The 13,432-nt window shown below is 43.7% G+C and carries 13 protein-coding genes; 8 read left to right on the top strand and 5 right to left on the bottom strand.

Annotated elements, in window-relative coordinates; translation table 11 throughout:
* Positions 1 to 2 precede the first annotated feature (2 nt).
* A complete protein-coding gene (locus ABDW02_RS12495) occupies positions 3 to 1,559 on the bottom strand; it encodes a FlgD immunoglobulin-like domain containing protein (protein WP_343634893.1) in 1,557 nt (518 codons plus the stop codon).
* Positions 1,560 to 1,587: 28 nt separating this feature from the next.
* Here ABDW02_RS12495 and ABDW02_RS12490 point away from each other — a divergent pair, with 28 nt between their 5' ends.
* From ABDW02_RS12490 to ABDW02_RS12480, 3 genes are all read left to right on the top strand, one after another.
* Positions 1,588 to 3,198 (top strand): hypothetical protein, encoded by a 1,611-nt coding sequence (locus ABDW02_RS12490; RefSeq protein WP_343634892.1) that lies wholly within the window; start codon positions 1,588 to 1,590, stop codon positions 3,196 to 3,198.
* Between the two features lie 646 nt (positions 3,199 to 3,844).
* Positions 3,845 to 4,795 carry a methylenetetrahydrofolate reductase [NAD(P)H] gene (metF, locus tag ABDW02_RS12485; protein WP_343634891.1) on the top strand — a complete coding sequence of 317 codons (951 nt, stop codon included), beginning with the start codon at positions 3,845 to 3,847 and terminating at the stop codon, positions 4,793 to 4,795.
* A 2-nt stretch (positions 4,796 to 4,797) separates the two neighbouring features.
* Positions 4,798 to 5,343 carry a hypothetical protein gene (locus ABDW02_RS12480; RefSeq protein WP_343634890.1) on the top strand — a complete coding sequence of 182 codons (546 nt, stop codon included), beginning with the start codon at positions 4,798 to 4,800 and terminating at the stop codon, positions 5,341 to 5,343.
* A gap of 26 nt (positions 5,344 to 5,369) precedes the next feature.
* Here the strand turns inward: ABDW02_RS12480 and ABDW02_RS12475 are convergent, their stop codons facing one another.
* The 3 genes from ABDW02_RS12475 to hemL are packed head-to-tail and all read right to left on the bottom strand — an operon-like array spanning position 5,370 to position 7,926.
* On the bottom strand, positions 5,370 to 5,930 hold the full coding sequence (locus ABDW02_RS12475) for a tetratricopeptide repeat protein (protein ID WP_343634889.1): 561 nt from the start codon (positions 5,928 to 5,930) through the stop codon (positions 5,370 to 5,372).
* Positions 5,931 to 5,946: 16 nt separating this feature from the next.
* On the bottom strand, positions 5,947 to 6,567 hold the full coding sequence (locus tag ABDW02_RS12470) for a hypothetical protein (RefSeq protein WP_343634888.1): 621 nt from the start codon (positions 6,565 to 6,567) through the stop codon (positions 5,947 to 5,949).
* A gap of 54 nt (positions 6,568 to 6,621) precedes the next feature.
* Positions 6,622 to 7,926 carry a glutamate-1-semialdehyde 2,1-aminomutase gene (hemL, locus tag ABDW02_RS12465; protein WP_343634887.1) on the bottom strand — a complete coding sequence of 435 codons (1,305 nt, stop codon included), beginning with the start codon at positions 7,924 to 7,926 and terminating at the stop codon, positions 6,622 to 6,624.
* Between the two features lie 161 nt (positions 7,927 to 8,087).
* Here hemL and kynU point away from each other — a divergent pair, with 161 nt between their 5' ends.
* The 5 genes from kynU to ABDW02_RS12440 all read left to right on the top strand — a co-directional run bounded on the left by kynU (position 8,088) and on the right by ABDW02_RS12440 (position 12,750).
* Positions 8,088 to 9,371, top strand: a complete 1,284-nt coding sequence (gene kynU, locus ABDW02_RS12460) for a kynureninase (protein ID WP_343634886.1) — start codon at positions 8,088 to 8,090, stop codon at positions 9,369 to 9,371.
* 71 nt (positions 9,372 to 9,442) lie between these two features.
* On the top strand, positions 9,443 to 10,789 hold the full coding sequence (locus ABDW02_RS12455) for an NAD(P)/FAD-dependent oxidoreductase (RefSeq protein WP_343635951.1): 1,347 nt from the start codon (positions 9,443 to 9,445) through the stop codon (positions 10,787 to 10,789).
* A 13-nt stretch (positions 10,790 to 10,802) separates the two neighbouring features.
* A complete protein-coding gene (locus ABDW02_RS12450) occupies positions 10,803 to 11,381 on the top strand; it encodes a hypothetical protein (protein ID WP_343634885.1) in 579 nt (192 codons plus the stop codon).
* Positions 11,382 to 11,461: 80 nt separating this feature from the next.
* Positions 11,462 to 12,379 carry a hypothetical protein gene (locus ABDW02_RS12445; protein ID WP_343634884.1) on the top strand — a complete coding sequence of 306 codons (918 nt, stop codon included), beginning with the start codon at positions 11,462 to 11,464 and terminating at the stop codon, positions 12,377 to 12,379.
* A gap of 11 nt (positions 12,380 to 12,390) precedes the next feature.
* A complete protein-coding gene (locus ABDW02_RS12440) occupies positions 12,391 to 12,750 on the top strand; it encodes an ArsC/Spx/MgsR family protein (protein ID WP_343634883.1) in 360 nt (119 codons plus the stop codon).
* On the opposite strand, the gene ABDW02_RS12435 is transcribed toward ABDW02_RS12440, so the two are convergent.
* Entirely contained in the window at positions 12,751 to 13,365 is a 615-nt protein-coding gene (locus ABDW02_RS12435) for a suppressor of fused domain protein (RefSeq protein WP_343634882.1), read from the bottom strand. It lies immediately after the preceding gene.
* Positions 13,366 to 13,432: the final 67 nt, after the last annotated feature.

The raw sequence follows: 13,432 nt of genomic DNA, 5'->3' as shown, positions 1-13,432 counted from the left end.
CACTACCGTTTAATAATCGGATGGGAACTTGTTAATCCGTTGCAATTCATTGAAATAAAATAAGTTCCGGACACGACATCAGTTCCGTTATCAGACTTCCCATCCCATTCAAACCCGCTAAACAACGGTTGGATGGTTTGTTTATCGCATAATGTCCGGACAAGTCTTCCCTGGTAATCATAAATAGCTACGGAAACGAGATCTCCTGTTTTCAATTGGTTGGGTTTGATGGAAATACTTTCCGTGAAGGGAACCGGGTAAATTTTCCAGTCGTCGTCTGAGATCAATTCTTGTGTACCCAAAGAAAGCAAACTTTCAAGATCGATCAGCTCATCGCCGGGTTGGTATTGCAAAAAGTGGAAGTAAACCAGGAACATTTCATCCGTGGTGCTTTCTCCAGCAAAAACCCAAACAGGCGGATTGCTCGGATTGTGCTCATTATTGATGGTGTTATCATAGATTGCCTCTCCTTTCATGACTGATCCTGTTGGGACCTTCTGCAGGAATTTGAAGAAATAAAAATCCTGCCAATGGAAATCCCAGTGCGGAATATCTGCAAATTTAACGGTATCGTTGGTGGGAGTTACTGCGTAAGCACGAATGCTTTTTCCCAGCAGGTGCATGTGTGGGAAGACACTTAAAACACTATAATTAGTCGGAACCCCGCCTGAGGAAGGGTAGTGTGCCGTAAAGGATGTTATTTGATTGGGCGGAATGGAAAGTGACCAGTTTTGCAAGACCGGAGCAGCATACACCTCCCGGATACCGGTTTCCCCTGGTGGGTAAAAGTGCAGAATTACTTTGGTGCTGTCGAACTGCCCGTAACTACCTTCCGGGTAATGCATCGCAAATACAAGATTGCTGTTTGCCGGAATTGACATTCCGAGTTTGAATCCGCTGGCAGAAGGGAAAATCAGCGGGGAAGATCCCGGAGTATAGCCTCCGATCATGGTGGAGCTTTGAGGAGGGCCGCCGCAATTACCACCGACAGTATCGCCCTGGTAAGATCCGGTTGGGTCTATGTAGATCAGTGCATGGTGCACGATTTCCCGGTTTCCCGGAACGATTTCCATGGCACGGACATAGCGGTTCTGTGTTAACCCGGTAGGCAAGCTGAAACAAACATAATCATCTTGTCCGCCCTGAGCTTTACTTTGATATACAGGAATTTGCAGCATCAGGTCACCGTTTCCTAAAATACTTCCCGAATTAAATACCGGAGGGGCAGGTGCATTAGCCGGATTTCCTTCCGGAGCGCCATTTGCAAGCCAGCTAAGCATGGTGCTTTTATCGGTTGCACTCAGGGCGCGGGAATGACTGTATTGCTGATAATTCTCATTAGGCGGCCAGGGTGGCATTTCGTCATTCGAAATTGCATCCTGAATAGCAACAGCCATCGGGCTTACTTCTGCATAACTCATCAGCGAAAAAGGAGCAATTCCTCCGGGATGATGACAGGATGCACATTTATTATAGACAATCGCTGCGGTGTTGTCACTCCAGGTTTGTCCCCATGCGGTGGAACTTACCAAAAGAATCAAAAGGAACAGTTGTTTCATAGTACAGTAGTTTTCAAAATTAAATCTAATGGAAAATAAATTGATTTCCAATATCTTGAATAAGATTAGCTTCCAGGAGGAAGGTTTAATTCCTGAAAAAGTAGTACTTTCAATCCATCAATCAGACAACATGAAGTATCTCCCATTAGGTGCTGTAAAAAAGGAAAATCCGAACTTGCAATTCCCGGTTTCTGAAGATCAGAAGGAAGAGTTCCTGCAAACATTTAAAAGACTTTTTCCGGACGCATCCGAATTGGATGAAGTACAGTTTTTGAGCATTTGTTCGAATCCGAAAGGAGTCATTTTTGCGTCTTGGACCGAAGAAAACAGCAGCCTGTTCCATACGCTGCAAAAAGGAACTTTTTCAGAGTTGTTCGTGGATTCCTCTAAACTGCAGGAACATGCGCTTTTCGGAGAATACAAAGTCTTTCTCGAATTGTACTTATTCCCGATTTTCACTGCACAGTTTTCTTCCGTTTCTGTAAAGAATGTCCATTTCTTCATGAGTTATTCCGTGCTGCTGCCGGATTATCAGCAGAATCTGGTGCAGGATTCCTTATCGGACTGGATCTTCAAACAAAAGGAAGAACTGAGCCTGGCAATCAATAAAGCGCGAAAGGACACGGATTTGCACCGTTTGATCGATTCATTCCTGAATCAGAACATGATCACGGCTCTGGACTTGTTGAATGTAAACCATTACCGCGTAAAGACTCAATTACTGGAATTCTTCATGAGTTTGGCCTATCACCCGAAAAGTTCCACCCGTTTCCTGATGTATCTCACTAATAAATTACTGGAGATCAAATTCACGGACGAACACAGAAAGCAGCTGAGCAATTTCGGAACAGATGTAAAACGAGGGAAAATCGTGGTGGAATCTACGCGTGTTTCGTGGCTGCGTCTGAGCCTGATTATCGCGATTCTATTGCTGTGTGTTGCGGGAATTATAGCGCTGTTCTTTGTGGAAGCCGATCCGGAAACAGATCTATTGCAGGAAAAAACGGCTTACATGGAATTCAGTAAGGAAGAACGTCTCAAGCTCGATTCACTGATCACGGAAATTAAAAGCGAAGAGCGCATGGTCAATGATGCGCAATTGGATTCCAATCTGCCTTTCGTTGGAATTGACCTCGTTCAGAAACGCGAGTGGAGCAATGAATTGTTCAACAAGCTGTACCAAAACTGGGGGAATAACGATTCCGTTCCGTTTACCAAATTCTTCACGCAGGGGAAACCCTACGGGAAACCCTACATCAAAACGAAGGACCTGGACAAAAAAACCGGGGAGATTGCCGTGGAACTACACAATGAAACGGACCGGATGGTGTTGATCGTGGTTTTTCAGAACAATAAAAAAGAACCGGTCTACACATCCTATGTAGCTGCAGAAACCCTTTCGGAGTGGAAGATCAACATCGGGGAATACCTGTTTGTTTTGCCGGGAAATAAGGTTCCTGCCAACGCTCAGTTCGGCGAACTTCCGTTTAAGGAACTGGATGCACATTTCTTTGAAAACCTGGGAATTGCTTACCGGGTGGATTATATCAACACAAAGCGAATCAAACTCGTTTGGGAAAACCTGGGAAATAATGAATCGTATTTGGTGGATTTGTCCGGTGCTTTGGTGAAGGAATAGACTTTCCCGAATCTTGAGGATTCAGTATCCTTTAATCTAGAAAGCGAAAGTTGGCTGAGCGGAGTCGAAACCAACTTTCATAAAAAGAAGAAGAGAGACCGGAAATAAGATCTCTCTTCACACGCTACCTAACTAAACCTAACTACTACTACTTATACTTCTACTAACGCATGTTTTTGCCGTTTGGTACATGAAGATGGTGGAATTAACGTCTTTTAACTAATCTTATAGGAGATAAAAGACGTAATTTTCCCGGTTGAAAAACAATAAAACATTGATATGCTTATTGTTACCCGACTATTTATAGATATTGTATTGAATTGCAAAAAATAAATGAAAAAAGAAAGAGGATTTTCACGAAGTTCCTAAAAACAACAAGAGAGAAGCAGGCGCTCCTCTCTTGTTCCAACCTAAACTACTACTACTTATGAAAACTAACCTCTAAAATCAGTGCAAATAATGTACCAAAGTATTTATTTGCTTCTGATATTAGCGTATACAAAGATAACGGACACATTTCGATTTTGTTTCATAACTAAGTTCTTTTTAACATTATTTGCAAATCGGGAAATTTAGTGAAATAGGCACTTAAGATAAGATTTCATGTATCTTTGGCGACGAATTATAATATATCCTCTCTGAAGGCATGAAAGTTATCGATCATTTAAACGCAGCGAAAGACACGCTATTTTCATTTGAAATTCTCCCTCCGCTAAAAGGAGCGAATATTCAATCCATTTACGACGGAATTGACCCCCTAATGGAATTCAAACCGAAGTACATCAATGTAACCTATCACCGCGAAGAATTCATCTACAAAGAACGCGAAAAAGGATTGCTTGAAAAAATCGCTATCCGCAAAAGACCGGGAACGGTTGGTATTTGTGCGGCAATTATGAACAAATACTACGTAGATGCCGTTCCGCATTTGATTTGCGGCGGATTTTCCCGCGAGGAAACCGAAAATGCTTTAATCGACTTGCAGTTCCTTGGAATTGACAACGTATTGGCATTGCGCGGCGATTCTATCAAAACAGAATCTACGTTCAAACCGGATCCGGAAGGGCATAAATACGCGGTGGAACTGATCAACCAGATTTCCGAAATGAACAAGGGAAATTACCTGGTGGATGACATTCAGCTTGCCCCGACTGATTTCTGTATCGGTGCGGCCGGTTACCCGGAAAAGCATTTCGAAGCCATGAACCTGAGCACCGACCTGCAATACCTGAAAGCAAAAGTGGATGCAGGTGCTGAGTACATCGTAACCCAGATGTTCTTCAACAATCAAAAATACTTCGATTTTGTGGACGCTTGCCGTGCCATCGGGATTACTGTTCCGATTATCCCGGGAATCAAGCCGATCACCACGCTGAACCATATTTCCTTCCTTCCGAAAGTATTCCACATTGACCTTCCGGAGGAATTGAGCAAAGACCTGATCAAATGCAAAAGCAACAAAGACGTTTTTGAAGTAGGTGTTGCCTGGGGAATCCACCAGTCGCAGGAACTGAAAAAAGCGAAAGTGCCCGGAATCCATTATTATACGATGTCAACCTCTGAAAGCGTTAAGACGATTGCAGAACAAATATTCTAATTATGAAAAAATCACTTTTAAGTTTCCTTTTTTTAAGTGCTTGTTTGCTTGGATTTTCACAGGCAAAATTTCCGCCTTTGAAACTGAATAATGCGTTAGTTGTTAGTCACCTGGATAAGGAATCGGATCAGTTTTCATTGGAAATTGCCGTGTCGGATGTGCTTTCAAGAGCAAAGATCAAGAACACCGTTTCGTTAAACGTTTTGAAAGCCGGAGGAGATCCGCAGGTGTTAATGACCGATTCTTTGACGCAACTTTTGAAGGCAAAGGGAATCAATACCCTGATGCTGGTTTCGGTTCGTGGTTTTGACAATCGCTTCAGACCTTCTACCGGAAATATGACTTTGGCAGAAGACCTCGCAGCAGATAACCTGTTCCCAATCTACAAAGAAGACATTGTTTCGGTAACCTTCGAATTCCATTTTTACAGAGATGGAAAATTGGTTTATACGGATTTGCTGAAAATCGGCGGAATCAACTCACGCGATAAAGTATTGCGAAAATTTCGCAAGAAACTGGCGAAGAAGGTAACGAAAGACTGGATGTAAAAGTAGGGCCGAAAAATTTTTCGGCCCTACTTATTTTTTGCAAATGCCTTTTGGTATGCAGCCCGAACAATTTCGTTCTCCGGATCGTGGATGAGGTAGTAATCGAAATCAGCCAGGGCGTCTGAATACTGTCCGAGTTGCAGGTATGATAGTCCGCGTTTTTCGTAGAGTTCGATATCGTACTTGGAATAAGGTGCTGCCAACGAGAACAGGCGTACGGCTTCCCGGTATTCTCCTTTTTCAAAAGCTTCCAATGCTTCTCTTTTAAGCGTCAGAAATCCGGCTTCACGGGCAATTTTGCTGGCTTTAATTTTCAGGAACTGAGCAATTTCTTTCTGTTGCTCCGTGGTAATTTCTGCTCTTCCGATCTCAATCAGTTCATCGAATTGCTCATCAAATTCCGAGCAGGCACTTTTCACATCGAATTGGTAAAACCTGTCCATGGAAGGAACATTGGTCGTGGACCAGAACGTTTGCACCAGAATTTGGTTCGGGGAAATTTCCAATAGCTGGAACAAATAATAAAGCGAGTCCTTACGAAAGTAAAAGTACGTTCCTATGGGCAATATCTCCAGGGCAGATTTCATAGCGGAAAGATACAGATTAGTTAGAAAAACGCAGCCCTTTTCCGAAACGTAATCCAAAACTAAATCCTACATAATAGCCTTGCGAATAGTTAGATGCGGAGTGTTTAAATTTTTTGGTAGATAGCTCAATACCGAAGGCGAATTTTCTGAAATTGAATTTTACTTCTCCGGAAAAATAGGGGTAAAATTCTAAGTCGTAATTTATAATATCAGCCACTGCCGCAATAACTCCCGCATGGAGCATGGGTTCAATGGAATTAGCTTTCTTAACCTTGTTGTTAAAGTGTTTTCCAAGGCCGACGGAAGGAAAAACATTATAAAAACCAAAAGGATCAGCGAACAAGATACCTGATCGAAAGTAGGTCAATCTTAAAATAACAGGTTTGAGGCCTTTTCCGAAATAGAAATTGTTTCCGATCCTAAAATTGATTGTAGCTCCCCCTATTATTTCATTGGTTTTTCCGGATACCTGATTACTTACGACCACTGCAAAGGATCCATCCAGAAAGAAGCGGTTCAGGCCTCGCTCTCCGATTAATAATTTTTCATCTTGCTCCGTTCCTTGAGGTTGTTCATCTGCTTGAGCAAAAGCATTCAGACTAAAAATAAGGGCAATAACAAAAAAAGATACCTTCATATAAGTTAAGGTTGGTTGATGATATTTCAACCAAAAATAGCAAAATGTTGCATTTTATTGCATAATGCGATCCAATGCCGCGGTAAACAATTGCGCCGCTTTTGCCAAAATCTCATCTGTATGCGCCTGCGAAATGAAACCTACTTCATATCCGCTTGGTCCCATGTAGAATCCTTCTTCCAATAATGCACGGTGCAAATGCTTGAAGTTTGTCATATCCGGATTGATCTCTTCTGCTGCACGGATGTGTTTGGAATTATCGAACGAAATCCAGAAAATCGAACCGATGGTTACTAATTCAAAAGCATATCCTTTTGATTTTGCATGTGCATTGATCTGGTCCGTGAACAATTTGGTTCTGCGCTCCTGGTCTTCGTAAAACCCGGGTTTACTCAATTCGGTCAATTGTGCCAGACCGGCAGCCATCGCAACAGGGTTTCCGGATAATGTTCCTGCCTGGTAAACCGGTCCGTCGGGAGCAACGCTTGCCATGATTTCTTTTTTCGCTCCGTAAGCTCCCACAGGCAAACCACCACCGATGATTTTTCCATAGGTAACCAAATCGGGAGCAATTCCATAATACTCGGCCGCACCTGAAAATGCTACGCGGAATCCTGAAATGACCTCGTCGAAGAACAATAAAGCTCCATGTTTCGTACACGTTTCGCGCAATTCTTTCAGAAAGCTTAGCTCCTGTAGCAATAAGCCGTTATTCGCAGGGATCGGTTCGATGATCACACAGGCAATCTCTTTTCCGAACTGTTCGAAACAGCTTTGTAAAGCTTCGGAATCATTTAAAGGAAGCACGAGAGTTTCATTAGCAAAAGCCTCGGGTACTCCGGCACTGGAAGTATTTCCGAAAGTGACCAGACCGGAACCGGCTTTCACCAACAAGGAATCGCTGTGGCCGTGGTAACACCCTTCAAATTTGACAATCTTATTTCGTCCGGTATATCCTCTTGCCAAACGGATGGCCGACATCACGGCTTCCGTTCCGGAACTCGTAAAACGGATTTTATCAATAAACGGATTTTTGGAAAGGATCAATTCTGCCAATTCGTTTTCCAGGCGTGTCGGTGCTCCGAAACTTGCTCCATTTCCCAACGCGGCAACAATTCCGGCATATACGTTCGGGTGATTATGGCCCAGGATCAATGGCCCCCAGCTTCCGCAAAAATCAATGAATTGATTGTCATCTTCGTCCCAGATGTAAGCTCCGTCTCCTTTTTTGATGAACAAAGGAGAACCTTCAACAGATTTAAATGCTCTAACGGGTGAATTAACTCCTCCCGGGAAGTAGTTTTTCGCTTTTTCATAAAGTGCTTCCGAGTTTGATCTGTTGAGTTTATTTGCTGCCATTGTGACGTCGATTTTAATTTGGTGCAAAATTACGAATTACGAATTGAAAAACGTGTAGGCGCGCGATTAATCGCATGCCTGCACGTCATGGAAAATCACGAAGATTGGTTATATTTGACGCAGTTTTTTACCCGTTCTCAACAGAACAATCGATTTATCAGATGAAATACGAATTTACTCCCGAATTTGCAACTCAGATGGATGCAGCAGATCCATTGAAATCCTATAGAGACCGTTTCCATTTTCCAACTTTCACAAGCAATCCTGTGAGATATTTCACCGGGAACTCGCTGGGTTTACAGCCGAAAACAACGCGTGAAAAAGTAAACCTGGAATTGGATGATTGGGCAAAATGGGGAGTAGAAGGACATTTCCTGGGAACAAATCCCTGGTATAAGTACCACGAATTCCTGACGGATGCTTCTGCCAGAGTAGTTGGTGCTTTGCCGAAAGAAGTGGTGGTAACTCATTCCCTGACTACAAACCTGCACCTGTTGATGGTTTCGTTCTATCAGCCTAAAGGTACAAGAACCAAGATCTTGTGTGAAGCGAAAGCATTCCCGAGCGATTTATACGCGTTGGAATCGCAGGTGCGTTTTCACGGTTTGGATCCGGAAACGGATTTGGTAGGAATGAGTCCTCGGGAAGGAGAACATACGTTGAGAGACGAAGATATCCTGGCGAAAATCCTGGAATTGGGAGATTCCCTGGCCCTGGTTATGTTTGGCGGAGTGAATTACTACACCGGCCAATTGCTGGATATGGAAGCAATTACCAAAGCAGGAAAAGGAGTGGGAGCAATGGTGGGGTTTGACCTGGCACATGCTGCTGGAAATATTCCGGTGAAACTGCACGATTGGGGAGTTGATTTCGCTGCCTGGTGCTCGTACAAATATTTGAACTCAAGTCCGGGTGGAGTTTCCGGGATGTTTGTTCATGAAAAACACGCAAAAAATGCTTCACTTCCCCGTTTTGCGGGATGGTGGGGATACGATAAAGGCACACGCTTTCAAATGGAGCCCGGATTTGTTCCGATGGAAGGAGCAGAAGGGTGGCAGTTGAGTAACGCACCTGTGCTGGGAATGGCTGCTCACTGGGCGTCTTTGGAAATTTTCGATGAGGTGGGAATGGACAAGCTCAAAGCGAAAAGCGAAGTTCTCACAGGGTACCTGGAATTCATCCTGGACGGACTATCGGAGAAATATGCGGATAAATGCCGTTTTGAGATCATCACCCCGAAAGAACCGAAACGCAGAGGAGCTCAGTTGTCGATCCTGGTACATGGAAAAGGAAAACAAATCTTCGATGCAATTTCTGAAAAAGGAGTGGTCGCAGACTGGAGAGAACCCAATGTGATCCGGGTGGCACCTGTTCCGTTATACAATTCCTTTGAGGACGTTTATTTCCTTGGGAGATATTTGGAAGAAGCGATATTAGAACAATAATTGAAAATGGAGAATGGTTCAATTGAAAAGCATTTGAATCTCTCTTTTCAATTTTCAATTATAAATTTTCAATTAAGATTATGAAGAAAATAGCAGTAGTAGGAGCAGGACTTGTAGGAAGTTTACAAGCTATTTTACTGGCGAAGAAAGGTTACCAGGTTTCCGTATTTGAGCGCAGGCCGGATTTAAGAAAAGCGAGCCTGATAGGTGGGAAATCGATCAACCTGGCACTTTCCGATCGCGGGTGGAAAGCCCTTGAAATTGCCGGCATTGCCGAAGATATCCGCAACATTGCCATTCCGATGTACAACCGCTGTATGCATGCATTGGATGGTACATTAACTTATCAGCCTTACGGGGTAAACAACGAAGCAATCTATTCCGTTTCGCGCGGTGGATTGAACCAGAAATTGATGAACCTGGCGGATAATTACCCGAATATCGAATACTTCTTCGACCGCAAATGCCTGGATGTAAACCTGAAAACAAATACGCTTTCGTTCCAGAATGAGCAAACCAAAGAGGTAGAGCAGTTTGAAGCAGATAAAATCTTTGCTACGGACGGAGCTTATTCGGCGGTTCGTATGCGCATGCAGAAATCCATGACTTTCGATTATTCCCAAAAGTACCTGGATCATGGTTACAAAGAACTGGTCATTCCTGCAAATGCAGACGGAAGCCATAAATTGGATAAAAATTGCCTGCATATCTGGCCAAGAGGTGAATTCATGATGATTGCCCTGGCAAACCTGGACGGAAGCTTTACCTGCACGTTGTTCTTTCCGATGGAAGGAGAAACGTCGTTTGCAACGCTTCAGACACGGGAGCAGGTAGCAGCCTTTTTTGATAAAACGTTCCCGGATGCCGTTGAAATGATGCCTACTTTACTGGATGATTATTTCAGGAACCCGACCAGCTCATTGATTATGGTTCGCTGTGAACCGTGGAATTACCAGGACAACATCGTTCTGTTGGGTGACGCCGCACACGCTATCGTTCCGTTCTACGGACAAGGAATGAACTGTGGATTTGAAGATTGTACCGTTTTCAATGAAATGTACGACGAAAGTAAGGGAGATTGGAGCGGTTTACTGGGCCGTTTTTCCGATCAGCGTGTTCCGGATGCGAATGCAATTTTAGACCTGGCTTTGGACAATTATGTGGAAATGCGCGATAAAACCGCAGATCCTGAATTCCTGCTTCAGAAAAAGATTGAAGGGAAATTCTCCCGCTTACATCCGGACAAATGGACTCCGCTTTATTCGCAGGTTACTTTCAGCAATACACGTTACAGTGATGCATTGAGAAATGGAAGAAAACAGGATGCTTTGATGCAGCAAATCCTGAAGATCGAAAATATCCACGAAAGATGGGACGAGCCGTTCGTGATGGAAAAAATGCTGGAATTGATTTCGTGATACTGACCGGGCAATGAGGGGAGACACCAAATTGATTCTAAAGAGTACTTTGCTATTCGGAGGAGTCTTTGCGCTCTTGAATATTGTCGCGTCAGTGATTTTGCAGAAATTGAATGCCGGAAAAAGTCAGGAAGAATTAATTGCTGCTGCCACTGCACATTCATTAGTATGGGATTTCATTCGAATAAGCGTTTCGGTTTGGGCATTGATATATGTTGCACGAAGACTGAATGTATTTCGTTATTGGAAACTTGCGATTACTGCTATTGGATTAGTATTGGTGAGTTATCATCTGGTTTATGCGTATGAAGCCGTCGATTACTATTTTATCTATCAGCCTCCGGTGAAAACACAAACTTCAAGAATAGAGGAGGTTCTAGGTTTGATTGGAGAGAGTACCACCAGAATTGCACCTGTGTATGCCCCGGTTGAACACCTTACAGGCTGGCAAATGATTTACGGCGGTCCATTCGGAGAAATAGCTTTCGGAAGAGTCGTTTTTGTATTGTTCTATGGGGCGCTTACCTTGCCATTGTGGTTAAGCGCAATAGTATATTTCCTCTTTCTGAAAAGGCAACAAAAAGCGCAATAAACAACACGTAATGGAAAAAATAGTGAAGCTGATTTCGTAACGAATCGCGAAACTTAGCATATTTATAAAAAAATTCGATCATGAAATTTGTCCTTGGAATTGTTTGTTTGATGCTGGCCGGAACTTCTTTCGCCCAATCGCGGAATTTTCGCGGTAAAAGCCGGAAGGATTTTTTCGGTGGAGCAAGGGATTACCGGCAACTGACCAAAGACGGGATCCAGATTTCCATCGGTCCGAATTACACCTTCACCAATCCGAAGATTACAGAGTATTCCGCAACAGACGTGAACGGCCGTCCGGTTACGGCGCAGGTCGATCCGATTGGGAAACCCGGTGCATTTATTGAAATCGGGGCAGCACATTACCGCTTGAAAAAATCGCGCATTTTGGATGCCTGGTACAAGAAACGCGGAGATAAAGGAGAAATCAAATGGATCGGGGCGAACTTGTTTCACCGCCTGGATTGGGGGCTTGGCTTTAATTATATCGGTGGAAGCGAACGCACACGTTTTGAATTATACAATCCGGGATCGGGAGCTTCTTCTTTTGACGAAAGCACCGGTTCGTTCTACAACGGGTATTTGACGGCACGGGTAACTATCGACCGTTTTACGAAGATTGCAGATGGCTGGCATTTGGAAACAGGTTTGGGATTCAACTTCCTGTTCAATGCGCTTCCTGCACCGAAAGCTCCGTATGTTCCTACCATTGCACCGGTGAAATTCCAGCAGGATTTTATGGCACAGTTCCACCTGCATCTGGGCTTCACCAGAACCGTTCGACGCGGCGATTACATTACATTCGGGTTCCTGGTTCCGGCTATCGGGATTTATGAACCGAACCACGCAAGACCAACCATCCAATGGTTCTCCAGCAATTACTGGCCGGTACAGTTCCAGATCCGCTGGATACATCACTTCACTAAAAAATCGAACGGTTGTAACACCGGAACACCGGAAGACCGAAAAAGAAACGACGAATACATGCAAAACCGTTAATAGCTAATTTCATGAGAAGATTTTACTACTTAAGCTCCTGCGACACGTGCCAGAAGATCCTGAAAGCTTTGGACCTGCCGGAAGATGTGGAACTGATTGATATCAAACAAACCAATATTGACGCAAAAACGCTCGACTGGCTGAAGGAGAAAGTGGGTTCTTACGAAGGAATGTTCTCTAAAAGAGCGATGAAATTCCGTTCGCAGGGATTGCATGAAATGAACCTGACAGAAGCAGATTACCGCAAATACATGTTGGAGGAATACACCTTCCTGAAGCGTCCGTTCGTGATCTACGATGATCATACCTGGATCGGTAATGCGAAGAAAGAAGTGGAAGGAGCCCAGGCGTTTTTTGCAAACCTGAAGTAATCAGAAGAACCGCAAACGACTGTTCAGTACCGAACTGCGGTAATCATCCAATTTTTCATCCAGGTTACGCTGTATCAAACGGCGTACGAACTTTTGCGTGCCTTTACCCATTTTGAAATCCAGTTCATCCCCGAAAATAGGGACAACACTCAGGAAATGAATGGTTTTACCCGCCGAATTTACCGGACTAAGCTCTTTTTGAAGCAGGATCGGATCTAAAAAGATAAAATATTCCTGTTTCATCAGGTTGGAGATCGGAACTTCCGGATTTCCGGTTGGAATGGTATGGCCCGGCCCGAACCACGTATTTTTGTCCCTTACAAAACGCTCCAGTTTATAAAGCCAGGTATAAATCCAGGAAAAATTCGGATTGGAATAATCTTCGAAATTCCAGTAGGCAGGCAGGCAAAAATAAATCTCGTTGAATTCCCTGCCGACCCATTTCTCCAATACCGGCATTTGGTATTCCGAAAGAGAAGCCGTCATAACAACCGTTACAGGAACATCCAGTTCAAGAAACAGGAGTATCAATTCCTGCTCATTGTGCAAAGGGTTTTGGATAGATTTCACCCGGTGAGCTCCAAAACGGTTTTCAAATGCCTTTATCAGTTCCATGGGAACAAATATAGTGCTTCCATCTTGCTTTCTGCATATACCTTCGGGAAGTATCTGCAATAAAAAA

The sequence above is a fragment of the Fluviicola sp. genome (genome assembly GCF_039596395.1).
GTDB lineage: Bacteria > Bacteroidota > Bacteroidia > Flavobacteriales_D > Crocinitomicaceae > Fluviicola.
This window is presented reverse-complemented; position numbering and strand designations above follow the sequence as displayed.

Bases quoted from the DNA above. Each gene is read 5' to 3' on its own strand.
- ABDW02_RS12495 (WP_343634893.1), bottom strand. From the start codon at position 1,559: ATGAAACAACTGTTCCTTTTGATTCTTTTGGTAAGTTCCACCGCATGG.
- ABDW02_RS12490 (WP_343634892.1), top strand. From the start codon at position 1,588: ATGGAAAATAAATTGATTTCCAATATCTTGAATAAGATTAGCTTCCAG.
- metF (WP_343634891.1), top strand. From the start codon at position 3,845: ATGAAAGTTATCGATCATTTAAACGCAGCGAAAGACACGCTATTTTCA.
- ABDW02_RS12480 (WP_343634890.1), top strand. From the start codon at position 4,798: ATGAAAAAATCACTTTTAAGTTTCCTTTTTTTAAGTGCTTGTTTGCTT.
- ABDW02_RS12475 (WP_343634889.1), bottom strand. From the start codon at position 5,930: ATGAAATCTGCCCTGGAGATATTGCCCATAGGAACGTACTTTTACTTT.
- ABDW02_RS12470 (WP_343634888.1), bottom strand. From the start codon at position 6,567: ATGAAGGTATCTTTTTTTGTTATTGCCCTTATTTTTAGTCTGAATGCT.
- hemL (WP_343634887.1), bottom strand. From the start codon at position 7,926: ATGGCAGCAAATAAACTCAACAGATCAAACTCGGAAGCACTTTATGAA.
- kynU (WP_343634886.1), top strand. From the start codon at position 8,088: ATGAAATACGAATTTACTCCCGAATTTGCAACTCAGATGGATGCAGCA.
- ABDW02_RS12450 (WP_343634885.1), top strand. From the start codon at position 10,803: ATGAGGGGAGACACCAAATTGATTCTAAAGAGTACTTTGCTATTCGGA.
- ABDW02_RS12445 (WP_343634884.1), top strand. From the start codon at position 11,462: ATGAAATTTGTCCTTGGAATTGTTTGTTTGATGCTGGCCGGAACTTCT.
- ABDW02_RS12440 (WP_343634883.1), top strand. From the start codon at position 12,391: ATGAGAAGATTTTACTACTTAAGCTCCTGCGACACGTGCCAGAAGATC.
- ABDW02_RS12435 (WP_343634882.1), bottom strand. From the start codon at position 13,365: ATGGAACTGATAAAGGCATTTGAAAACCGTTTTGGAGCTCACCGGGTG.